This window comes from Paenibacillus sp. NPDC058367 (assembly GCF_042723305.1).
In the GTDB taxonomy this organism is placed as follows: Bacteria; Bacillota; Bacilli; order Paenibacillales; family Paenibacillaceae; genus Paenibacillus_AQ.
Genome location: NZ_JBHXIZ010000003.1, coordinates 811410 through 834773, shown reverse-complemented (window position 1 = coordinate 834773; position 23364 = coordinate 811410). Strand labels below are relative to the sequence as shown.

General features: G+C 45.0%; 19 protein-coding genes. 17 read left to right on the top strand and 2 right to left on the bottom strand.

What is annotated here, in order from left to right; all coding sequences use genetic code 11:
- Nucleotides 1-3: 3 nt before the first annotated feature.
- Nucleotides 4-1599: a stage V sporulation protein B gene (gene spoVB / locus ACFWMP_RS20555; RefSeq protein WP_042191117.1), complete on the bottom strand. Its 1596-nt coding sequence runs from the start codon at nucleotides 1597-1599 to the stop codon at nucleotides 4-6.
- 196 nt (nucleotides 1600-1795) lie between these two features.
- Between spoVB and ACFWMP_RS20550 the strand changes: the two genes are divergently transcribed.
- The 6 genes from ACFWMP_RS20550 to ACFWMP_RS20525 all read left to right on the top strand — a co-directional run bounded on the left by ACFWMP_RS20550 (nucleotide 1796) and on the right by ACFWMP_RS20525 (nucleotide 8704).
- Entirely contained in the window at nucleotides 1796-2047 is a 252-nt protein-coding gene (locus ACFWMP_RS20550; protein WP_042191115.1) for a post-transcriptional regulator, read from the top strand.
- A 227-nt stretch (nucleotides 2048-2274) separates the two neighbouring features.
- Nucleotides 2275-3525, top strand: coding sequence for a protein translocase subunit SecD (gene secD, locus ACFWMP_RS20545; RefSeq protein WP_042191112.1), 1251 nt, complete (start codon nucleotides 2275-2277; stop codon nucleotides 3523-3525).
- Entirely contained in the window at nucleotides 3515-4414 is a 900-nt protein-coding gene (secF, locus tag ACFWMP_RS20540; protein ID WP_042191110.1) for a protein translocase subunit SecF, read from the top strand. Before secD ends, secF begins: the two co-directional genes overlap by 11 nt.
- Before the next feature lie 165 nt (nucleotides 4415-4579).
- On the top strand, nucleotides 4580-5530 hold the full coding sequence (locus tag ACFWMP_RS20535; protein WP_042191108.1) for a cation diffusion facilitator family transporter: 951 nt from the start codon (nucleotides 4580-4582) through the stop codon (nucleotides 5528-5530).
- 29 nt (nucleotides 5531-5559) lie between these two features.
- The gene (gene recJ / locus ACFWMP_RS20530; protein WP_340972377.1) at nucleotides 5560-7962 is read left to right on the top strand and encodes a single-stranded-DNA-specific exonuclease RecJ; all 2403 of its coding nucleotides are present in this window, start codon (nucleotides 5560-5562) and stop codon (nucleotides 7960-7962) included.
- Nucleotides 7963-8185: 223 nt separating this feature from the next.
- The gene (locus ACFWMP_RS20525) at nucleotides 8186-8704 is read left to right on the top strand and encodes an adenine phosphoribosyltransferase (protein WP_042191103.1); all 519 of its coding nucleotides are present in this window, start codon (nucleotides 8186-8188) and stop codon (nucleotides 8702-8704) included.
- 207 nt (nucleotides 8705-8911) lie between these two features.
- Here the strand turns inward: ACFWMP_RS20525 and uraA are convergent, their stop codons facing one another.
- Complete coding sequence (gene uraA, locus ACFWMP_RS20520; protein WP_340972374.1) at nucleotides 8912-10225, bottom strand: uracil permease; 1314 nt, start codon at nucleotides 10223-10225, stop codon at nucleotides 8912-8914.
- 306 nt (nucleotides 10226-10531) lie between these two features.
- Here uraA and ACFWMP_RS20515 point away from each other — a divergent pair, with 306 nt between their 5' ends.
- From ACFWMP_RS20515 to ACFWMP_RS20465, 11 genes are all read left to right on the top strand, one after another.
- Nucleotides 10532-12712 (top strand): RelA/SpoT family protein, encoded by a 2181-nt coding sequence (locus tag ACFWMP_RS20515; RefSeq protein WP_042194390.1) that lies wholly within the window; start codon nucleotides 10532-10534, stop codon nucleotides 12710-12712.
- 21 nt (nucleotides 12713-12733) lie between these two features.
- On the top strand, nucleotides 12734-13177 hold the full coding sequence (gene dtd / locus ACFWMP_RS20510) for a D-aminoacyl-tRNA deacylase (RefSeq protein ID WP_379424586.1): 444 nt from the start codon (nucleotides 12734-12736) through the stop codon (nucleotides 13175-13177).
- A gap of 160 nt (nucleotides 13178-13337) precedes the next feature.
- Nucleotides 13338-13493, top strand: coding sequence for a hypothetical protein (locus ACFWMP_RS20505; protein WP_379424585.1), 156 nt, complete (start codon nucleotides 13338-13340; stop codon nucleotides 13491-13493).
- 148 nt (nucleotides 13494-13641) lie between these two features.
- The gene (locus ACFWMP_RS20500) at nucleotides 13642-14151 is read left to right on the top strand and encodes a type 1 glutamine amidotransferase domain-containing protein (RefSeq protein WP_379424584.1); all 510 of its coding nucleotides are present in this window, start codon (nucleotides 13642-13644) and stop codon (nucleotides 14149-14151) included.
- Between the two features lie 44 nt (nucleotides 14152-14195).
- A complete protein-coding gene (locus ACFWMP_RS20495; protein WP_042191093.1) occupies nucleotides 14196-14645 on the top strand; it encodes a hypothetical protein in 450 nt (149 codons plus the stop codon).
- Nucleotides 14646-15011: 366 nt separating this feature from the next.
- Nucleotides 15012-15137, top strand: coding sequence for a hypothetical protein (locus ACFWMP_RS20490; RefSeq protein ID WP_256716317.1), 126 nt, complete (start codon nucleotides 15012-15014; stop codon nucleotides 15135-15137).
- Between the two features lie 197 nt (nucleotides 15138-15334).
- The gene (hisS, locus tag ACFWMP_RS20485) at nucleotides 15335-16588 is read left to right on the top strand and encodes a histidine--tRNA ligase (protein ID WP_042191091.1); all 1254 of its coding nucleotides are present in this window, start codon (nucleotides 15335-15337) and stop codon (nucleotides 16586-16588) included.
- 81 nt (nucleotides 16589-16669) lie between these two features.
- Nucleotides 16670-18448, top strand: coding sequence for an aspartate--tRNA ligase (gene aspS, locus ACFWMP_RS20480; protein WP_042191089.1), 1779 nt, complete (start codon nucleotides 16670-16672; stop codon nucleotides 18446-18448).
- A 66-nt stretch (nucleotides 18449-18514) separates the two neighbouring features.
- Complete coding sequence (locus ACFWMP_RS20475; protein ID WP_042191088.1) at nucleotides 18515-19270, top strand: tRNA threonylcarbamoyladenosine dehydratase; 756 nt, start codon at nucleotides 18515-18517, stop codon at nucleotides 19268-19270.
- 238 nt (nucleotides 19271-19508) lie between these two features.
- Nucleotides 19509-20807, top strand: a complete 1299-nt coding sequence (locus tag ACFWMP_RS20470; RefSeq protein ID WP_379424583.1) for an NCS2 family permease — start codon at nucleotides 19509-19511, stop codon at nucleotides 20805-20807.
- Nucleotides 20808-20937: 130 nt separating this feature from the next.
- The gene (locus ACFWMP_RS20465) at nucleotides 20938-23121 is read left to right on the top strand and encodes a HelD family protein (RefSeq protein ID WP_379424582.1); all 2184 of its coding nucleotides are present in this window, start codon (nucleotides 20938-20940) and stop codon (nucleotides 23119-23121) included.
- The last annotated feature ends 243 nt before the right edge of the window (nucleotides 23122-23364 follow it).

Below are 23364 nucleotides of genomic sequence, written 5' to 3'. Positions count from 1 at the left end.
ATTCTAAAGCCAACGCTTAATGAAAGGCAGTCGATCCAAATCACGAAGGGAAATTAGGCCAGCTAATAGACTGAGACCGAAGTACAGGGCCATTCCTATCGCAGAGGCAAATAAAAATTGAATCCATTGTGCTTCTGCAATGGGAATGGAGATGTATACATAACGCACGCCTGCTCCCATAATGATCATTGCACATAAGGTCTTAATGGTATCGGTTATTCGTAAGGATAATGAAATTAGACTGACTACGCTGTACCCGTGCAGTAGAGTAACAAGAACGCTGTTCACAATAATGGCGATGATTGCGCCGTAGATTCCGTATTCTGGTTGTGAAGCTAATATAACAATCAGAATGATTTTGACTACTGCCCCAATAAGAGTATTGATGAGTGCCCTTCCCGGTCTGTCCATAGCTTGAAGTGCAGCTTGTAAGGGGGCTTGAACATAGATGAACAAAGCGAAAGGGGCCATTAGTTTTAGCATAGGAGCGGTGTCCGGATTTCCGTATAACAAGTTGCATAGTGGGACTGCCAGTACATACATAAGAACAGCAAAGGGAGCCCCTGTTACAAGAGCGAGTCGAAGAGCTTGGTGCATTCGTTTGTGAATGGTAGGCAAGTCCTTTCTCGCGGCAGCCTCGGATAAGGAGGGAACCAAAGACACTGCGAGAGAGGAAGTTAACGCACCTGGAAGCAACAGTAAGGGGATAACCATTCCCTGTAAAGACCCATATTGAGCAGTCGCGGCGGCTGTTGCGATTCCGGCTAGTGCAAGACTACGTACGGTAATTATAGATTCCAGTAGATAGGAAAAAGAACCGACAAGCCGGCTTGCCGTAACAGGAATTGATACACCTAATAAACGCCGTAGTATGGGGGAAGTTGATTGTACGGCATCTGGATCAGGAGGTATAACTTCCTTCTCAATCGTTTGCTGTTCTTGGATGGGGGGTGTTTTTTTATCCTTTTTCGTGATGACATAATATTGCCACAGAATGGCTAACATTCCGCCAATCTCTCCCACCGTTACGCCTAGCATCGCCCCTGCAGCTGCAAAAGCGATACCTTTAGGTAACAGCAGCCAAGAGAACCACAGCATAAAAAATATTCGCACGATAGACTCAAAAACTGAAGAAAGTGCGGAAGGAATCATGTTCTGCCTGCCTTGAAAATAACCGCGGTATATTGCAGATACAGCAACAATTGCGATCATTGGGATCATGGCAATAAAAGTATAATAAACTCTGTGGTCTGTTAAGATCACATTGGAGACCCATGAAGCACTGACCAGCGCAACAATGGTAAAGAAGATTCCTAGTCCGACACTAAGAGTAAGGCCAGTCCGTAAAATTTGCCGCGATTTCTCAGGGCGGTTCTCTCCCTCTGCTTCCGCTACCATCTTTGCAATTGCTAGGGGAAGTCCGCCTGTAATAACAGTAGCCAGCACGATAAAGAAAGGGTACGCGAGCTGATATAGACCCACACCTTCTGCTCCAATGATGCGTGGCAAAGCAATTCGGGGTATAAATCCAAGCATTCGATTAATGATGCCGGCGGCAAGCAAGATTAAAGTTCCTTGTATAAAGCTCTGTTTCCTCAAAGGTCACGCCTTCTTCCCCAAATGAAATGAAACGCTGGCCAACTTGTCTATTCTTATGGATATGCTATACCCCTATCCCGGCATGCCTTGTTTTAGTAGTTGTAACTTTTTGTGACGGAAGGAGGAAAGCAGAGAACTTGGGTCGAATACCTATGGTAAGCATACGAACACGAGCGATCTTTGGAGGTGTCATCACGTGGAATCGGAACAGTGGAATCATGATCAACATAGTGAAGAAATCGAAGCCATGTGCCGCAGCAAAGCTGAAGAATTCCGGCTCCTCGGCTATGAGTATGTAACCAGCAAGGATATTTGGGATTGTATCAGTCGTAATTATGATAAGGACGGAATGCCTCCCTTACATAAGCTGGTAAATGATATTTATTCCTTAAAAGCCAATAGTTACATGACTTATTTGACTCTTGCAGCTTATCGGGGGTTGAACTGAACAATACACATCTCGCTTCTTTTCTTTGCGAAAAGCCTTATAAAGCAGTAAAGTAAGAGAATAATAATAACTTCACATCTCCTATATAAACGGATGTCTTGCTGATATGTGCAGGGGCGGCCGTTTCTTTGTGTGAGTATAGCTATGACTATGCTGTGAATTGACGGTCATTTCACGTGTAGCTATAATAGGAATATTGAGTGAATGAAAGGGGAACTAGCTAGAGCATGAAGAGACTAATGGGCTTTATTATTACCGTGCTCGTTTTGACAGGCGTCATGGCATTTACTACTCCTGGACTGCTGGACAAGGTTAGACTTGGTCTTGACCTGAAAGGCGGATTTGAGATTTTGTACCATGCAGAGCCTATGGAAGCGGGAGCAGCGTTGTCCCGAGCTTCACTGTTGAAAACAGCAGAAAGTTTGGAAAAACGGGCCAATGCGCTCGGAACCAGTGAACCAGAGGTTACAACTGAAGGTACTGACCGTATTCGTCTGAAAATTGCAGGCGTTACTGATGAAGCCGAGGTTCGTAAGAAGATGAAGGAGCCTGCAGTTCTGACTTTCCGTAGTGCTGCTGAAGGTGACGCTGAAGGTACTTACAGCAAGATCGAACTGGTAGGTAGTGATTTTGTTGAAGGTGCGGCAGAGGTTGGACGGGATAACCTGAATCAGCCAATCATCAGTATCAAAATAAAGGACAAGGATAAATTCGCAGAGATTACCAAACGCCTCTTAGGAAAGAATCTCGCAATTTATTTGGATGAGAACAAACTATCTGATCCTACGGTACAAGCAGTACTTACCGATGGTAGTGCGTCTATTTCCGGTCAGTATACAATTAAAGAAGCACGTGAACTGGCTGACACTATTAATCTTGGTGCGTTGCCACTGAAACTTACTGAGAAATACTCCCAAAGTGTGGGTGCAACACTTGGTAAACAATCGCTTGATCAAACGATCAAAGCCGGTCTTTTGGGTTCTTTGATTATTCTTATCTTCATGATCGGTATGTATCGCTTGCCAGGTCTCTTGGCTAGTTTTGCGCTGATCTTGCATACATGGCTGCTAATTGTAGTCTTTGTCTTAGCTGACTTCACATTGACGTTGCCTGGTATAGCCGCATTTATTCTGGGTATAGGGATGGCCGTCGATGCCAATATCATTACAAATGAACGGATAAGAGAAGAAATGCGCAGTGGTAAAAGTGTACTTTCCTCTGTTAAAGCAGGTAATAAATCCTCTTTCCGGACAGTAATGGACTCCAATGTCACAACTGTTATTGTGGCAGGTGTCATGTTCGCCTTCGGTACAGGTGCAGTCAAAGGTTTCGCATTGGTACTGATCGTGGAAATCGTTCTGAGTATCGCTACGAATCTTTATTTCTCCCACTGGTTGCTTAGCCAGCTTGTTAAAGCGGGTAAGCTGAACAAACCGAAGAGTTTCGGTGTTAAGGAGAGTGATATTCGTGCGCTTTAAGAAAGAGCTTGATTTCGTACATTTGAGTAAATTTTTCTATGTTTTTTCTATCGCCCTTACAGTGGCAGGTTTGATTTTCCTAGCAACCTTTGGATTGAATTACAGCGTTGATTTCAAAGCGGGATCTAATGTTGATATCTCTCTGTCTAAGAATTTGACATTGGAAGAGGTTAATTCAGCAGTTGAAAAAACTGGGATTTCAAGTGAGCCAAGCATTACGATAGGAAGTGAACGGGTTAACGTTCGTTATGATCAAGTGCTCGATGAGCAACAAGATGAAGCTCTTAAAGCAGAGATCTTGAAGCTGGACGAAAAAGCATCGTTTGAGATTAACACCGTGGATACTGAAATGTCTAAAGAACTTGCACGCAATGCGATCTATGCGGTTCTCATTTCTTGTCTAGGGATTATCATTTATGTAAGTATTCGTTTTGAATGGCGGTTTGCATTGGCAGCTATTGTTTCATTGATCCATGATGCCTTTATGGTCGTTGCAATCTTCTCCATCTTCCGCTTGGAAGTGGATTTGACGTTTATTATTGCGGTGCTTACGATTATCGGTTATTCCATCAATGATACGATCGTTATCTTTGACCGTATCCGTGAGAATTTGCGTTTTGGTAAACAAAAAACCTATGAGGATTTAAAAGAGCTTGTGAATAAGAGTGTGGCTCAAACGCTTATGCGTTCTCTTTACACAGCATTTACCGTATTTATTGCGGCGTTCTTCCTGTTGATTCTTGGAGGCGAGTCCATCAAGATGTTCTCGCTTGCGATGGTTATCGGATTGCTATTCGGAGCGTACTCCTCTATCTTTATTGCAAGTCCGGTCTGGCTACTGCTTAAGAAGCGTGAAAAGATAAAGGTAAAGAACCCGGCTAAAGGGTAATGTCTCTAGAGAAATAACATGGCTACACTTGAATGAAAAAAACATCAACTTTATAATTTAAGAAAGCCGCGTCAAATGCGACGCGGCTTTCGAAATCTTTGGGGTAGTATGTCATGTGTATTGTATCATCATGAGATTACTTGCTAGTGGTAAGGGGGGCCTCGTATGAATAAAGAACGATCACCGCAAAGCAAGACGGTTGCTTGGACAGGGATCATCAGCGATGTTACTTTGGCAGTAGCTAAGGGGAGTTTTGGCTATATTTCAGGTAGCAAGGCTTTAATGGGCGATGCATTATATTCTGGAGCAGATGCTGCAGCTAAATTGGCGGATATTCTCCCATGGCGCTCTGAACAAAGCAGAAAGAGCAAGCAGCGGATAGAAGAGCGACGAGGGAATAAGGAGCCGCTTTTAGCTATACTTTTTTCGGTATTAATTCTTATGGGGGGGCTGCAAATCGCCTTCTCTGCAATCCGTGACTTAACCGAGGGACAGTCATCCACTCGCGGAGAACTTGCACTTGTAACTGTCTTACTATCTATTGTACTTAAAGAAGCTGTATTTCAATATCAATATCGGTACTTTAAAAAAATAGGTGATGGCAGTCATGCTGCTTATGCCAATAGTCATCGTTTCAGTTTGTATACTTCTATCACAGTATTAGTTGGGATATCGTTATCAATGGGGGGTACCTATTGGCATCCTCTACTCTATATGGACCCTATTGCTGCACTTTTAACAGGATGCTTAATTCTACGTAAAGGTTATTTGCTCATTGTTAATACTGTTAGTGTTAAGAATGCGCAGGAGCTACCTTCTGAGGAGGCAGCTAATTTTATTGAAACCGTACAACGTGTTCATGGTGTTATTCGTGTAGAACATTTGAAGGCACTTGAGCAAGGGAATTATGTGAATCTGCAAGTGAAGATCAGTGTAAATCCGCGTATTACGGTGATGGAAGCACAGGATATTTCGGAATGTGCAAGAAAGTTGCTGCAGCACAGGTTTGTTCATGTTGGTGAGGTACATATGGACGTAGTTCCTTATGATCCTGGCTATCCATACAAAAGTAATTATGAATTGGTGGATAATGATATTCCGACGCTGCTTCAGTAGTTCGCAAGGTGAGAGAAAGGTGAGCGCTATTGCTTTATTCAAAAACAAGATGGCAATCTCCGGCAGCCGATCCCGACGTCGTAAGGGATATGGCCCGGAGCCTTTCTATTTCTCCGCTCTTATCCTCACTATTAGTGACTAGAGGAATTGATACGCCACATGAGGCTCTATCGTTCATGGATGGCGGTGTGGAAGCTCCGCATGATCCGTTCCTTCTAAAAGGAATGGCCGAAGCGGTTCCCAGAATTAGAAAGGCTTTAAAAGAAGAAGAACATATTCTGATTTACGGTGATTACGACGCCGATGGTGTGTCCAGTACAGCATTAATGATTCATTTGCTGCGTTACTTAGGCGCTTCCTTTGATATTTATATCCCGCACCGTTCTAATGAGGGCTATGGGCTGCATAATCATGCTTTGGATTGGGCTTTACAGCAGGGTGTATCCTTGATCATTACTGTAGATACTGGCATTAGCGCCTATCATCAGATTGCTTACGCTAATGAACTCGGGATTGATGTGATTGTTACGGATCACCATGAGCCACCAGAGCTTCTCCCAGAGGCTTATACGTTGATTAATCCGAAGCTGCCCGACTGCCCCTACCCGTTCAAAGGATTGGCAGGTGTAGGTGTAGCTTATAAGCTCGCCCAGGCTATGCTAGGGGAGGAAACTCCCGAAGAATGGGCAGAGATAGCTGCTATCGGTACTGTAGCGGATTTAATGCCGCTGCTGGGTGAGAATCGTGAGATTGTTCGAAACGGCTTGGTGAGTATGCGAAATTCTCGATTCCCAGGTATTCGTGCCTTACTCGATGTTAGCGGCGTAACCATGAGTACTGTGAGCGCGGTTAATATCGCTTTTGGAATGGCGCCTCGTATCAATGCGAGTGGTCGTCTGGATCATGCTGGACGGGCAGTGGCGTTGCTTACAACCGAGCATACTGATGAGGCAGAGCAACTGGCTGGGGAGCTTGATCTGCTTAATAAAGAACGCCAATTGGTCGTAGAAAGAATTGTAGTGGAGGCCACTGCAAAACTGGAGCAGGTGACTCAGGGTGGAGAAATACCAGACATCATAGTCCTTGCTGAACAAGGTTGGAATGTGGGTGTGGTAGGCATAGTGGCTTCCAAACTGCTGGAGCGTTACTATCGACCTGTAATTATTCTGGATATTCATCCGGAGACCGGCATGTGCAAAGGTTCTGCCCGCTCTATTCCTGGACTTGATATATATGCGGCCTTATCCTCTTGTTCTAACTTAATGGATCATTTCGGTGGTCATCCAGCAGCTGCGGGAATGAGTCTGCATCGGGACGGCTTAGAAGCCTTCGCTGCGGCATTAAATGAATACGCTGCTACTGTGTTAACACCGGAGCATTTCGTTCCTGTTACTTCTGCTGATGCAGAAGTGTCGATTTCCGATTTGTCCCTACAGACCGCGCTTGAATTGGAAAGGCTTGCACCTTTCGGGATGTCGAATCCATTGCCAAAGTTCATCATTCGCGGGGCTACAGTGAAAGAGACACGCACCATGGGGCAAGACGGAAAACACTTGAAGATCGTCTTGCAACAGGGTAAGAGTACGATCGAAGCCTTAGCTTTTGGTAAAGGGGATTTGGCTAAGCTGCTCCCTGTGGGCACCCCGATCAATGTGCTGGCTGAACTGTCGATCAACGAATGGAATGGCTCGAGGAAACCACAGCTGATGCTACAGGATTTATCAGTTCAGGATGCTCAATTATTTGATCTTCGTGGTGCTGCTGACGCTGTACGGCAGGCTGCACATATTAGAGAGCTGCTGCTTCCCTATAGCGGTGCTGGCCCATATCGTGCTGCAGCAGTGTTTCAGAGTGGACGTATGTCTTCACAGACTGAATTGATAGGAATGTCCTTCTGGGTATATGATAAAGAAGCTGGCATTAGCGCCGCTATTAAGGATGATTCGATTCAGGAATCAGGGCATGTCTCACTGTTATGTCTACTGGATATGCCGGAGACTCCTGAACAACTAGACGCGTTACTAAAGGCTTTTCCTAATGCTGATAATATTGCGTTATTGCATTCTATAAAGGATGGCCGAGAACGACTTATCATTCCGACACGGGATCATTTTAAAATACTCTATAAACTGCTGGCTTCGATCACTGCTGTTGCAACGCCAGAACATGAAGTGCTGCTGCGGCTAAGTCGACAATCCTCATTAAGTATTCGAATGCTTAGTAATATGCTAGATGTGTTCGAGGAGCTGGATTTTATCGAAAGAAGTCACGGAAGTGTGACCTTTATTACGCAGCCTACAGCTAAAAGCCTTACAGCATCAAGACATTTTGTCAGACTGGGGCAGATGGCGGAAATGGAGCAGTACTTCATGGAAGGTAGCTTGTCTGAACTGCAGGATTGGATGTTATCACGCCGTTTAGGCGTATCATAAAGACTAAACAAAACAAAGCAGACGCTTACGAAGTAAGTTTTGCCGAACCGGACTCAAAGTAGCATATGCTAACAAAACAAAGCAGACGCTTACAAAGTAAGTTTTGCCGAACCGAACTCAAAGTAGCATATGCTAACAAAACAAAGCAGACGCTTACGAAGTAAGTTTTGTCGATCCGGACTCAAAGTAGCATATGCTAACAAACTTTTAGGAGATGAAAAATTTGGATTTTAAAGATAGTATTCGCGTGATTCCTGATTTCCCAAAAGAAGGTATTAGTTTTAAAGATATCACCACCTTGTTAAAAGACGGTGATGCATATCGCCAAGCGATTGATGCCTTGAAAGCTCTTGTATCCCACTTAGAAATCGATGTGATCGCTGGACCGGAAGCACGTGGTTTTGTAGTTGGTGCACCTCTTGCTTATGCATTGGGCGTAGGCTTTGTGCCGATTCGAAAGAGTGGTAAACTGCCGTATGAGACTATCGAGGTTGGATATGATCTTGAATATGGTAAAGACACACTTGCTGTTCACACGGATGCCATTAAGCCTGGACAAAATGTATTGATTGCTGATGATTTGTTAGCAACAGGAGGTACTATAGCTACTTCAGTTAACCTTGTGGAGCAGCTTGGTGGTAAAGTGGTAGGCGCAGCGTTTTTGATTGAATTGGTTGAGCTTGCTGGACGTAATAAGCTTTCTGGAATTGAAGTTATTACATTAGTTGATTACGAAGATTAATACGATAAACTTGTCTTTTCCCGGGAAATAAATTGGGATTTATGTATCGAATAATGTGGAAAAGTGCAAACAACAGCAATTCTCTGTCACTACTAGCGGAGGGTTGCTGCTTTGCAATTTTTTGCTCAAAAGAGATTCGAAAAAAGACTGCTCAATCCATAAAATGGATCTGGAGCAGTCTTTTTGAATTATTAATTCATAAATAAATTAGTGAGCAGCTTTATCGCTTTCTCCACCTTCATTAGACAGTCCAAGAACTTCAATGAGTTTGAAGAATATGGCTAGAACGATACCAACAATTGTAGCTAGAGCCATACCACTGAGTTTTACATTACCTATAGTAAGGGTTGTACCACTAATTCCGACAACAAGCACCAACGTAGCCATAATCATGTTAGTGGCTTTGGAAAAATCAACTTTTTGCTCTACGAAGATTCGCAGACCGGATGCGGCAATTACACCGAACAACAGTAGTGATACGCCGCCCATTACAGGTGTTGGGATATTAGCGATAACGGAGGAAAAAGTACCGGAGAACGATAGCAGAATTGCAATCACTGCTGCGCCACCGATCACATATACAGAATAAACTTTAGTTAATGCCATAACCCCGATATTCTCACCGTAGGTTGTATTTGGAGTAGAACCGATAAAACCGGAGATAATTGTAGATATCCCGTTCCCCATCAGGGAGCGGTCAAGTCCAGGATCTTTAGCCAAGTCTCTGCCAACAATATTGCTGGTTACAAGTAAGTGTCCAATATGTTCAACGATTACTACTAGCGATACTGGGATGATAGTCAGGATTACATTCCAATCGAAGGATGGAGTAACAATGGTAGGGTGCGCTAAAAAATTCGCATTAGATATTGCAGCCGTATCCACCATTTTCATAATATAAGCTAAACCATAACCAGTTACGATACCGATGAGGATGTGAATGATTTTTGGGAAACCGCGGAAGAGTACAGCTCCAATTACGGTTACGCCCAGTGTCACCATAGAAAGTGTGATTGCTTTGCCATCTGGAGTCCAGTCTGCAACTGCAACACCTTCAGGGGCAATAAGTCCTGCCATTCGCGCGGCAACAGGCACAAGTTCAAGTCCGATCGTTGCTACGATAGCTCCCATTACTGCTGGAGGGAAGACAACATCGATCCATTTTGTTCCTGCATAACGGATGATCAAAGCAACGAGCACAAAGATAACACCTGTGATGATGAAAGCGCCCAAAGCAAGCGAGTACCCTTTCATATGATCATCTTTATGATCAGCAAGCACTGATAATACGGGTGCGATAAATGCAAAGCTGGAGCCAAGGTAGGCAGGTATTTTACCACGGCAAATCCAAATGTATAGCAGTGTGCCGATACCGTTCATCAGCAAAATCATGCCAGGGTCAACCCCGAACAAGTTAGGCACTAGCACTGTACTGCCAAACATGGCGAACAAATGCTGTAGGCTTAACAGAAAACCGGGGCCCCATGGAAGTTTTTCATTAACTTGAATTTCGCGTTGCAATGGAGTTCACTCCTCTTTCTTAATGGATATGATGTTGTCCAGCGAAAATCCGCCTTTACTAGATTAAATAGAACTGGACATTTTTACAACAACATTTTCACAAGTGTTATTAATTTGTCCGATTTTCATAACTTTTACTTCTTGAATACCATGAGATGGCAAGTGTTGACGTAATCCCTCGTAAGCGTCATAATTATAGACAACTTTGAACAAGAGCGTAAGTTGCTTGCGAAATGATTGGAACCTGCAGATTTCAGAATGATTGCGGGTTCATTTTATTATAGAAAGGAAACGGATACGACGAGAATGGGCATAGAGCGATTAATTGATAAGGCTGGCGCCTATATAAAAGATAAAGATCTTCTCCGCATCCGGGAAGCTTATGAATTTGCCGATCAGGCTCATCACGGGCAGATCCGCAAGTCGGGGGAGCCATACATTCTGCATCCGCTGGCGGTGGCAGATATTGTCGTCAATATGCAAATGGATGTTATATCTATTGTTGCGGCGCTTTTGCATGATGTTGTGGAAGATACGACGGTCTCATTGGAACAAATCCGCGCGAAATTTGGCGATACCTGCGCGATGCTTGTCGATGGCTTAACTAAGCTGGAACGCATCCGTTTTCGCTCAAAGGAAGAGCAGCAGAACGAGAATTACCGTAAGATGTTTATTGCGATGGCGCAGGATATCCGGGTCATCGTTATCAAACTAGCGGATCGCCTGCATAATATGCGTACGTTAAAGTATCAATCTGAAGAGAGCCAGCGACGTATTTCTTATGAAACGCTGGAGATTTTCTGTCCTGTAGCTGATCGTTTGGGGATTTCCGCGATTAAGTGGGAGATGGAGGATATTGCGCTTCGTTACTTGAATCCGCAGCAGTATTATCGCATTGCTAATCTAGTGCATAAGAAGCGGGCTGAACGTGAGCAATTTATCGACAGCGTAATTGGCCGTATTCGTGCCAAGCTGGATGAAATGGGCATTGAAGGTGATCTTTCAGGTCGTCCGAAGCATATCTACAGTGTCTATAACAAAATGAGTACGAAAAACAAACAGTTTAATGAGATCTATGACCTGCTGGCCATCCGTATCATTGTGGATAATATCAAGGATTGTTATGCAACCCTCGGAATTATTCATACCCTTTGGAAGCCAATGCCAGGTCGATTTAAAGATTATATAGCTATGCCCAAAGCCAATATGTATCAATCTTTGCATACTACAGTGGTAGGTCCTGGCGGAGAGCCAACCGAAGTGCAAATTCGCACTTGGGAAATGCATCGCACGGCTGAATTCGGGATAGCAGCACACTGGGCATACAAAGAAGGAACCAGCAATAATGTGAATCCTGAGAATCGGATGCCTTTTTTTCGCGAAATATTGGAGCTTCAGCATGAGGCCAAGGATGCCGAAGAGTTCGTAAAATCACTCAAAATGGACTTTTTCTCGGATCTTGTGTTCGTGTTTACGCCTAAAGGCGAGGTTATTGAGCTTCCTGCGGGTTCTGTACCACTTGATTTTGCATTCCGTATTCATACGGAAGTGGGTAATCGTACGATTGGTTCTAAGGTGAACGGGCGGATCGTACCGTTGGATCACAAGTTGAAGACGGGCGATATTGTAGAGATACTGACATCGAAGCATTCGTACGGACCAAGCCGCGACTGGCTCAAGATTGCTCAATCCTCACATGCGCGAAGCAAAATTAAGCAATGGTTCAAAAAAGAAAAACGTGAGGAAAATGTCGAAAAAGGTCGCGAAGCGATTGAACGTGAGCTGAAGCGTCTGAATGTCGAGGTTTCTGAATGGATTTCTGATGATAAGCTTTTAGAAGCAGCGAAGAAATTTGCTTTTAACGATGTTGAGGATATGCTGTCTGCCGTTGGATTTGGTGGGATTACCGCTTCGCAGATTGCTTCCCGTTTGACGGAAAAGCTGCGCAAAGAGCAGGAAGAAGCTGCTAATCATTTAGAGCTTACTTCAGAGATGAAGGAGATCAAGTCTTCCGGCGAAAAACGTAATCAACCGACCAATGGTGTTAGTGTAAAGGGAATTGAAAATTTACTTGTCCGTTTTGCACGATGTTGTAATCCGGTACCGGGTGACGACATTGTAGGGTATGTTACACGGGGCCGGGGTGTATCTGTACATCGCCAGGATTGTCCTAACATTCCGAGTGAAGGTGACGGAGAAGAAGCAGCAAGGGTGATTGAAGTGGAATGGGAAGGTACGATGGAAGCAAACTACAGTGTGGATATTGAGATTACAGGTCATGATCGTAATGGACTGCTCAATGAAGTGCTGCAGGCAGTTTCCGAGAGTAAAACGAACATTTCTGCAGTCACTGGGCGCTCTGACAAGAATAAAATGGCAATGATTCATATGACCATTCTCATTCGTAACACGGAACATCTGCAATCCGTTGTAGATAAAGTGAAACGAGTCAAGGATGTATATACAGTGAATCGGATCATGCAATAGGGCAAGGAGCGGAGTAGTACGATGAGAGTTGTAGTACAGCGTTGTAAGGACGCCAAAGTAACCGTGGATAAGGCAGTGACCGGAGAAATTGGCAAAGGCTTAATGCTGCTAGTTGGCGTTACGCATGAGGATACAGAAAAGGATGCCAAATATTTGGCGGATAAAATAGCAGGACTGCGAATTTTTGAAGATGATACTGGTAAAATGAACTACAGTGTCACAGAGACTGAGGGAGCAATTCTTTCAGTATCCCAGTTTACTTTATACGGGGATTGTCGTAAGGGGAGACGGCCGAATTTCATGGGAGCAGCAGCTCCCGCGGAGGCCGAACGACTTTATGATTACTTTAACCAAGAGCTTAGAGCTGGAGGCCTTCAAGTGGAGACGGGTATTTTTGGAGCGATGATGGATGTGTCGCTGACCAATTGGGGCCCGGTTACTCTCATTTTAGATAGCCGCAGTTAATGAAAAAAAGATGTCGAAAATTGCTTCTATCGGAGCTAACTTTCGACATCTTTTTTTATTGTGGATGAGCTGTGAGTAAGATACTTGTGCGGATAGAGCCTCTTGGAGCTGGATAAACTAAAGGTAGACAGTTATCTCGCACGATGCAAGGAGCTTAGTAATGAGACATTCACAGAAGGCATGGGTATGGAAAAGTATCCCGGCACTAGCGACAGGGAGTCCTGTAGAAGCCTATGCATTAGCCAAAAAGACGGAAGATGATATTGAATCTCAAGTGATCAAAGGAAGAAGCCGTAATCTCTTACCGCGTACCTGAAATGGGTGGTGGAGGCGGCTTTTTGATGCGGTTAACCGGGGATATTTTCTAATTAGAGGTTAGAAATCATTGTGAGAAGGGTAATAGACGACAAGAAAGATAAATAAGTACCTATTCATTTGCACAAGCAGAGAGGAGAACTTATCACATGAGTAATGTTGCATTTTTACTAGCTAATGATTTTGAAGATTCTGAGATGAAGGTCCCTTACGATGAAGTTATAAAGGCAGGACATCAAGCTGACATTATTGGTTTAAAGAAGGGTGAGACCTTACTAGGCAAAAAGAAGGAAGTCTCCTACGCAGCCGATAAAGCCATAACTGACGTTCAAGCAGGTAATTATGACGCGATAGTAATTCCTGGTGGTTCTTCACCAGAAAATTTACGGCAAAATGCAGATATTTTGAAGTTTGTGAAAGAAGCAAACGAAGCTGGTAAGCCTATCGCTTCTATTTGCCACGGACCCCAAATTCTGATCAGTGCAGACTTGCTTAAAGGACGTACCATCACCTGTTATCCTCCGTTGAAAGATGATGTTGTGAACGCTGGTGCGGAGTTTAAAGATGAAGAAGTGGTAGTTGATCGTAATTACATTACTTCGCGTACCCCGAAAGATGAGCCTGCCTTCGTTCGTGAAATATTGAAGGTCCTGCAATAGCAATTTATAACACTGAGTCTTATAATCTAAAGGAGGTAATGGTAATGACCAGAAAAATCCAAGCATATTTTAGAACGGAAAATGAAGCAGAAGGTGCTAAAATAGCATTGATTAGTTACAAGGTAGATGGCTTGGAGGTATGGCCACTCACGGACCCTATTGGGGAAGATCGTAGAATTCTGTTTCCGATAGCTCCGTTTAGTAATACGACGTTAGCCGCAGGTACAGTAGGGACGCTTGGAACGGGTAGCACTCCGGCAGCTGGAGCTATGTTGGCCCCAGGTGTTGCCGCCTCCGAAACGCGTGATGAGCCTGAGACCCATTATAGCGTGGATGAAGACCAGGTTAGTGCGGATGTAGCAGATGGAGAGCTCGAAGATGGGGATTTAAGTGAACTTCGTTATGTGATGGACCTAAGTGTTGCAGAAGAGAATTATAATGAGGTTGTGGAGACCCTTCGGGGCAAAGGAGCATTTGTAGAGCAATTTGATTAACAACAATCTATTAAAATAAACCGCTTTCATGAATGTAATATAATCGTAATATTACATACATGTTTCCTTAATATAGCGTGTTTATAATAAAGGCATGACCCCCTTTTTAATAATATATGATGATGGACCTGCAGCATTTGGCTGCAGGTCATTTTTTTTGTAACGGTTGAAGTTAAAGGTCAAAAGTTGAAAGTTGTCGAATTTTTTATTCATCTTCGCATTTCCTGCCTTGACTTTAGCGCAGTAGTTCAGTAGAATTTAAAAATATACGATTTTATCATATGGTTTTGATGACGGGAACAAGTAATTCGAGGACCCACAACTCCAGAGAGGAATCCCCTGTAGATTCAGATGATATCCAGTACAATGGATGATCTATCGTTTCTGCTTGGCTGCAAGGATTCTGTTGATGAGCGAATGAATGACCTCCCCGAGAACGTACGGCGAAAGTGGGCAATGTATATTGCCGCTATCAGTAGCCGTTATGCGTAGGCGGGCGTTAACCGCTTTGAGCGGATTCAGAATGGTTCTGATCCGGAATGTGGGTGGTACCACGGGTGTATTATTGGTTATGATAATCCCTCGTCCCTGTTTTTTATAAACAGGGCGGGGGATTTTTTGTTTTGTTTAGCATGATGAAGTGATGAAGAGAGCAGATTTAGAGGGGTATTTTTTAGGAGGGATAGACTGTGGCTAAAGAAAGATTCGAGAAACCTACAGGAACGCAGGATGTGCTTCCGGGAGCTGTGGAGAAATGGCAGTATATTGAGGGGAAGGCTAGAGATTTATGCCGTCGTTTCAATTACCGTGAAATCCGTACACCGATGTTCGAGTATACGGGGTTATTCGAGCGTGGAGTAGGCGAAACAACGGATATTGTAGAAGGCGAGATGTACACGTTCAAGGATAAAGGCGATCGTGATCTGGCGCTGCGTCCAGAAGGAACGGCTGGTGTCGTTAGAGCTTATGTTCAGAACAAGCTTTACGGTGAACCTGATGTAAGTAAGCTGTATTATATCGGACCTATGTTCCGTTATGAGCGTCCACAGGCAGGTAGATATCGTCAATTCCATCAGTTTGGTATTGAGGCTTTTGGAGCTGTGGATCCGGCTATTGATGCGGAAGTAGTCTCCTTAGGCTATCAATTCTATAAGGATCTTGGCCTTAAGGATGTAAGAGTGGAAATCAATTCTGTCGGTAACGCACCTAGCCGTGCAGCTTATCGGGAGAAATTATTGGGTTTCTTAAGACCAATGAAGGATACCCTTTGCAGTGACTGTCAGCGTCGTATTGAGCGTAATCCGCTTCGCGTGCTGGATTGTAAGGTAGATCAAGATAAATTTACAGATGCGCCTTCCATTTTGGATAGTCTGGACGAAGAGTGCACGACTCATTTTGAAAAGGTGAAGATGCACCTTGATATCATGGGTGTGGAATTCACCATTAACCCTCGACTTGTAAGAGGACTGGATTATTACACGCATACAGCGTTTGAATATAAAGCAGCAGGTATTGGTTCGATTGATACCGTGGGCGGCGGAGGCCGTTACAACGGTTTGGTTGAAGAAATTGGTGGACCGGATCAACCGGGTATTGGTTTTGGGATTGGACTTGAACGAATTCTCCTCATTTTGGAGGATCAGAAGGTAGAGCTGGAGACGGCGAAGCCACTGGATGTGTACTTCGTAGCTCTCGGTGAGGAAGCTGATATCGAAATCTCTAAGCAGCTATATATTCTGCGCAGCCAAGGGTTCTCAGCAGAACGTGACTACCTGGGCCGGAAAATGAAGGCACAGATGAAATCCGCAGACCGTATGTCGGCACGTTATACTGCGATTCTTGGCGAAGATGAGCTGAAGAATGGTGTAATTACCGTGAAGTCGATGAATACAGGGGAGCAGCGCACCGTGAAGCTGGATGAGCTGGGTCAGGCACTGGTTTAGACCATCTGACTAACGTCTTATGGTGACTGTATAGAGAAAGATTAAAAATGTATTTTTAACCATGAAGGGGAATGATAAATTATGCAAAGAAGTCATCAGTGTGGACAATTAACACCAGAACATATTGGACAGACGGTAACCTTGAACGGATGGGTGCAGACTCGCCGTGACCTTGGGGGCGTATTATTTATTGATCTGCGTGACAGAAGCGGTATTGTACAAGTTGTATTTAACCCAGACTACTCTGGCGAAGCCTTACAAATTGCTGATAAGGTTCGTAGTGAATACGTCCTGGCTGTTAAAGGTAAAGTTGTTAAACGTGATGAGGAAACCATTAACCGCAACCTGCCAACAGGTGAAATTGAAGTGCAAATTACGGACATTGAAGTGCTGAACGCAGCTAAGACACCTCCGTTCTTCATCGAAGATGGTGTGGAAGTAGACGAGTCACTGCGTCTCAAATATCGCTATTTGGATCTTCGTCGTCCAGAGATGCAAAGAACCTTGCTGCTTCGCTCGAAAGCTTCTAAGATCTTCCGCGATTTCCTTGACAGTGAAGGGTTCATCGACGTAGAAACACCGATCCTAACTAAGAGCTCACCGGAAGGCGCGCGTGATTATCTGGTACCAAGCCGTGTGCATGAAGGCGAATTCTTCGCATTGCCGCAATCTCCACAAATCTACAAGCAATTGTTGATGGTCGGCGGCGTTGAGCGCTATTACCAAATTGCTCGTTGTTTCCGTGATGAAGATTTGCGTGCTGACCGTCAGCCTGAATTCACTCAAGTCGACATTGAGACTTCATTCCTGTCACAAGATGAATTGCTTGGTATGATGGAGAAGCTGATGCAGCGTCTGTTCAAGGAAACTGTAGGAGCAGATATTGAGCTTCCGTTCCAACGGTTGACTTATGCTGATGCTATGGGCAAATACGGTTCTGACAAACCTGATCTCCGTTTTGGATTAGAGCTTGTAGAAATGAACGATATTGTTGCTACTAGCGGTGTTAAGGTATTCGCTTCTGTAATCGAAAAAGGCGGCGAAGTGAAATGTCTAAATGCTAAAGGCTGTGGCACTTGGACTCGTAAAGAAATCGATGACCTTGGACCTTATGCTGCTCGCTATGGCGCGAAAGGCTTGGCATGGATTCAAGTGAAAGACGGCGAATTCAAAGGGCCGATTGTGAAATTCTTCTCCGAAGAAGAAATTGCGGCTGTGAAGGAACGTACAGGCGCTGAAGAAGGCGACCTTCTCCTCTTCTCCGCTGATAATAAAAAGGTTGTAGCAGACGTTCTAGGCGCCCTTCGTGTTAAAATTGGACGTCAGCTCGGTCTGATTGACGATAACGTGTTCAAGTTCGCTTGGGTTACAGACTTCCCACTCCTTGGATATGACGAAGATCAGAAACGTTATGTAGCAGAACACCATCCGTTCACTCGTCCACGTGAAGAGGATCTGCATCTATTTGACACAGATCCAGGTGCGATCCGTGCACAAGCTTATGACATCGTTCTGAACGGTTATGAAGTAGGCGGAGGCTCCATGCGGATTTACAAACGCGAAGTACAGGAGAAAATGTTCGAAGCCCTTGGATTTACGAAAGAGGTTGCTTATGAGAAGTTCGGCTACCTGATGGATGCGTTCGAATATGGTACACCTCCACACGGTGGTATCGCTTTCGGTTTAGATCGTCTAGTTATGCTGCTGTCCGGTCGTACAAATCTGCGTGAAACTATCGCATTCCCGAAAACGGCAAGTGCAACAGATCTACTTATGGATGCACCTTCGCCAGTAGATGGTTCACAATTGGAGCAGCTGCACATTAAGCTGGCACTTAAACCGAAGAAAGAAAAAGAATAATTAACTAATCGAAGCGGGCGAGGCAGATTTCTGCTTCGCCAAAGCTTTTGAAGGAGGCTGAACCTCATGCTACATCAGTTCTCACGCACGGAACTGGCGATCGGACCGGAAGGTCTGGAAATAATGAAGAACAGCACGGTAGCGGTGCTTGGCATCGGTGGTGTTGGCGGTATAGCAGTTGAGGCTTTGGCGCGTACCGGCATCGGCAGACTGATTCTGATAGATAAGGACACTGTAGACATCACCAATGTAAACCGCCAGATTCATGCACTCACAACTACGGTTGGGCAGAAGAAGGCTGAACTGATGGTAGACCGTGTGAAGCTGATCAATCCGGAATGCGAAGCGATTGCGCTCAACATGTTCTATACGGAAGAAACCTATGAGGAATTGTTCAAATTAAAACCTGATTATGTACTTGATGCTTCGGATACGATTATTTATAAGGTTCACATAATCAAAGAATGTCTGTCCCGTGGAATTCCAATGATCTCAAGCATGGGCGCTGCCAACAAAATGGATCCTACAAGATTCCAGGTAGCGGACATTTCCAAGACAACTTATGACCCTATTGCGCGTGTCATTCGTCAGAAGCTGCGTAAGGAAGGAATTAAGAAAGGCGTGAAGGTGGTTTTCTCTACGGAGCCGCCAATGAAGCCACGTCAGGATGTTACGGATAAGATCGTTCCGGAGAATGCGCCGGATCGACGTAAAGCGAAACAACCACCAGCTAGTAACGCCTTCGTTCCGCCGGTAGCAGGCCTGATCATGGTCAGTGTTGCCGTGCGTGATTTGCTTGAGGCTGGAGGCGTCAGCGTGTAAGTGAATCGCTGAGCTGAAGCTGTTTCAATTATAGCGATAGTAGTAGTAAAATGGACCAAAAGGGCGACCAGCTGAAATCCAGTTGCGTACGCCCTTTTGTTGTGGTTAACAGGCGGGTCTGCAAGATGCAGACCACAAATAGGCATAATAGTTGAACCGGGATGAACTGTTGATTATAAGCCTTATTATCCGGGTAATATCCGCCTGCGGAACTTAATATCAGTGGAGGTTTTTGTACATGAAAACAAATTTTTGGCGAAATAGTGTAGGGCTTGCACCTGAGAATGACTGGAAACGGGAGTGGGCTGCAGGGATCCTTTCATATTTTGCTTCGGTATACATTGTAATGGTGAATGCGACCATTCTTCATGACGCGGGTATGCCGCTTAGACCAGCAATGGTGGCTACACTATTGACTGCCATTACAGGCTGTCTACTGATGGCCTTTGGTGGGAAGACACCAATCATCGTGGTACCAGGGATGGGGATAAACGCATTTTTCACATACACACTTGTACATTCAATGAATTTAGGTTGGAGAGAGGCACTTACTGTAGTTGTAATAACCGGTGTGTTATTCGCTATCGTGGCCTTCACATCGCTTTATCGTATTCTAAGTGAGGCGATTCCTCAAAACCTACAGCATGCCATTACAGTCGGGATAGGGCTTTTTCTGACCTTTATAGGACTGCAAAAAAGCGGGATTGTGATTGCGCATCAGACCACGTTTGTTGCTATAGGACATTTTAGCGATCCAGCAGTTATCACTTCCTGTGTAACCTTGTTACTCGCTTTAGTACTGTTTATCCGTGGGACCAACGGTGGTTTGCTTATCAGTATGCTGGTTGGTACAGGTCTAGCCTACTTGCTGGGAGCGGCTCACGCGCCTGAGAAGCAGGCATCCGGTCATGTATTTACGGGATATGAAAGCTTATTTCTGGGAATGGACTGGAGCGGCATAGTGAGCCTTGTGTTCTGGATTGCTGTTTTCTTACTGCTCTTAATTGTTGTATTTGAAAATATTGGGCTAGTCGCCTCACAGACTATGATGGCAGGGCGTCCTGAGCGCTTCAAGAGTAGCTTACGAGCACTCTCTATTGCCAATATCGCTGCAGGTCTCTTCGGAAGCAGTCCTGTAGTAGCCGCTGCGGAATCTAATGCAGGTATTGCTGCAGGTGGACGTTCGGGACTGACCTCACTCGTGGCAGGGCTGCTGTTCGGGGCGACATTCCTGTTCCTCCCTCTGCTCTCCTACATTCCAGATAGTGCTATCGCTCCGATCTTGATTGTAATCGGTGGGCTTATGGTACAGAATGTGCGTGAAATGGACTTGGGAGATTTAACAGAGCTCTTTCCTTCTTTCCTAATCATGGTCATGATTCCATTCACCTATAGCATCGTAGATGGTATGGCTTTTGGATTTATTACTTATCCGATCGTGAAGCTTGCGGTGGGCAAGGGCAAGGAAGTACCTCCTGCGCTGTATGGGATTGCGGGTTTATTTGTAGCTAACTTTATTTTGCAAGCTGTGCTGTAGTCGTATGTTCGCTTGAAAGATTTGGTATTTTAGTGCTGATTATGCTACAATGGGTATCCTTTTTGCGTGAGAAGAGGGAATGAGGAGAATGAAAATTTAAGCTCGATAAACTTTTAGGAGGTAACTGAAATTGGAAGACAACTTTCAAAGTGCCTATCAAGAGGAAGAAGACAGGCTGAATCAAGCGCTTACTGAGATTGACACCTTACTGGAGAAACTTAACCAGACTCCGGTGTACACGGGACATGATTATACGGAACAGGTGTTAGAAGCGAACCGTGATCAGAAGCGCAAAGATCTTGCCAAGCTTCGGCAGGAGCCTTATTTCGGACGGCTTGATTTTCAGGGCAATGATGAGAAGCAGCGGAAGGCACTCTATATAGGCAAAATCGGCGTAGACCGCGAGCAGGTAAGCGACCGTCCGCTAGTCATCGACTGGCGCGCACCGGTAGCAAGCCTGTTCTATTCGTTTACCGGTGGTACGGAGCCTGCCTCTTATGAAGCTCCTGAGGGGCTGATAGAAGGACTGGTATACCTAAAGCGCAACGTGGTGATCCGGAAGCAGATTCTGGAGCGCGTCGCAGATACGTACAACCGGGAGAGTGACGCACCTGTGGTGTCAGATGAGTTTCTCGTCTATCGCCTGGGTGAGAACAAAGATAATCGTCTCCGCGATATCGTATCGACCATTCAGGAGGAACAGGACAAGATTATCCGGGCCGCCAAAAATACAGCATTGATCATACAGGGCGTAGCGGGAAGTGGTAAAACTACAGTTGCACTACACCGTTTAGCCTTTCTGCTGTATCAATACAAAGATCAGGTCTCTGCAGAAAAAATGATTATTTTTGCACCGAACCGAATGTTTCTGGATTATATTTCGGATGTACTGCCTGAACTTGGTGTAGGAAATATTGCCCAGAGCACCTTCCCGGATTGGGCTGCAAATGTACTAGGTCTGGAGCTTCCAGAGCAAGATGCTACGGAGACGATGAATCGTTGGTTCGAAACTCCGGGCGGCATGCCTGTGATTACAGAAGAGACACCTGGACGCTTCAAGGGTTCTACGGTGTTGATGGGAATAATAGAGTCCAGCATCAAGCTATTGGAAAGCAGCTCGGTACCTGAGGGTGATTTTATCCCATGGGAAGGTGCTGTACTGCGCCGCTCCATGATCTTGCGCTGGCATAATGAGGAGTACGCTCCTTATCCGCCAGCGAAGCGTAAGGAACGTGTAATGGCACGGATACATCGCTGGATTGAGATGGAGCTGAAGAAGAGTCCTTCAGCTGCAGCTATGAAGGATCGCAAGAAAAAAGGTGCTGCACGAGAAAAAGCATACAGTGCAAAATGGCCTAAGTATGATCCGCTGACGATCTACAAGCAAATCTTTCGTGCGGCTAAAGTCCCGGAAGATTGGCCGGTGGATCCACCTGAGAATATTCCAGCAGCTGTGCTGAAGGAAACGGCAAAAGAGCTGAAAAAAGGGATTATACGTGAAGAGGATTTACCACCTCTGTTATATATTTATTATCTTTTGAATGGGAACGAAGGCGGCGCTCGTTTTGATCATGTGGTGATCGATGAAGCCCAGGATTTCTCCCCCTTCCAAATTGCCGTGCTGGATTTATACGTGCGTGGACATTCCTTTACCATTCTAGGCGATCTGTCGCAGGGTATACACGCTTATAAAGGCGTACACGCATGGGAAGAGATGCAGACCTTATTTGCCCCTGAGAACACGGCTTACCATGCGTTGACACGCAGCTATCGTTCAACCATGGAAATTATAGACTTTGCTAATGGAATTCTATCCTCGGGAGTAGAAAGTTCGTTGTTGGCTGTTCCTGTCTTTCGTAGTGGTGACTCTGTTCGGATGGTCTCCTACGGAGAAATAGTCGGAGAACGGGAAGCTGAAGGAAATGCTCGTTTGAGTACTATACAATCGGCACTGAAGTCCCTGTCTGGAAGGGAATATCGTACGGTGGCTGTGCTGACACGTAGTCTACGTGAAGCCACAGAGCTGTACGCTGAACTAGAGCAGCATTTTGAAGATATTCATCTGATCGACGGTAGTATGACGCAATATCAGGGTGGATTATCGGTACTACCTGTGTATTTATCTAAAGGTTTGGAATTTGATGCGGTCATCTTAGCAGATGCCGATCAAGACCATTACGGAGCGACAGCATGGGATGCGAAGCTGATGTATGTAGGCTGTACACGAGCGCTTCACGAGCTGTGGTTACTCCATAATGGGGAAATGCCTTCCTATGTGCAAACGGCGGTTGAAAGCGATTCTGAGGGGAACTAAGTCTGGTGGAGAACAGTTATAACTGTTTTTGAACTTGTAACTCCCCTACGGGTATGGCTTAATAATAAGTGTCCGGCCGGGCAAGAACACTTCTGGAAGGAGGCTGAGTGAAATGATTTCAGTATACGAGGTGGTTTCCGTCTAAGACGGAAACCCGCTTAAAGCGAGGAGGCCGTAAGGCCTCCTTATTTCAAAACATGAGATATATGTACCGATTATTCATTAGGATTACGAAATGTGAAT

What these genes read in the sequence shown, in the direction of transcription:
- secD (WP_042191112.1), top strand. Translation starts at nt 2,275, where the DNA reads ATGAAGAGACTAATGGGCTTTATTATTACCGTGCTCGTTTTGACAGGC.
- ACFWMP_RS20535 (WP_042191108.1), top strand. Translation starts at nt 4,580, where the DNA reads ATGAATAAAGAACGATCACCGCAAAGCAAGACGGTTGCTTGGACAGGG.
- ACFWMP_RS20515 (WP_042194390.1), top strand. Translation starts at nt 10,532, where the DNA reads ATGGGCATAGAGCGATTAATTGATAAGGCTGGCGCCTATATAAAAGAT.
- dtd (WP_379424586.1), top strand. Translation starts at nt 12,734, where the DNA reads ATGAGAGTTGTAGTACAGCGTTGTAAGGACGCCAAAGTAACCGTGGAT.
- ACFWMP_RS20505 (WP_379424585.1), top strand. Translation starts at nt 13,338, where the DNA reads ATGAGACATTCACAGAAGGCATGGGTATGGAAAAGTATCCCGGCACTA.
- ACFWMP_RS20500 (WP_379424584.1), top strand. Translation starts at nt 13,642, where the DNA reads ATGAGTAATGTTGCATTTTTACTAGCTAATGATTTTGAAGATTCTGAG.
- ACFWMP_RS20495 (WP_042191093.1), top strand. Translation starts at nt 14,196, where the DNA reads ATGACCAGAAAAATCCAAGCATATTTTAGAACGGAAAATGAAGCAGAA.
- ACFWMP_RS20490 (WP_256716317.1), top strand. Translation starts at nt 15,012, where the DNA reads ATGGATGATCTATCGTTTCTGCTTGGCTGCAAGGATTCTGTTGATGAG.
- aspS (WP_042191089.1), top strand. Translation starts at nt 16,670, where the DNA reads ATGCAAAGAAGTCATCAGTGTGGACAATTAACACCAGAACATATTGGA.
- ACFWMP_RS20475 (WP_042191088.1), top strand. Translation starts at nt 18,515, where the DNA reads ATGCTACATCAGTTCTCACGCACGGAACTGGCGATCGGACCGGAAGGT.
- ACFWMP_RS20470 (WP_379424583.1), top strand. Translation starts at nt 19,509, where the DNA reads ATGAAAACAAATTTTTGGCGAAATAGTGTAGGGCTTGCACCTGAGAAT.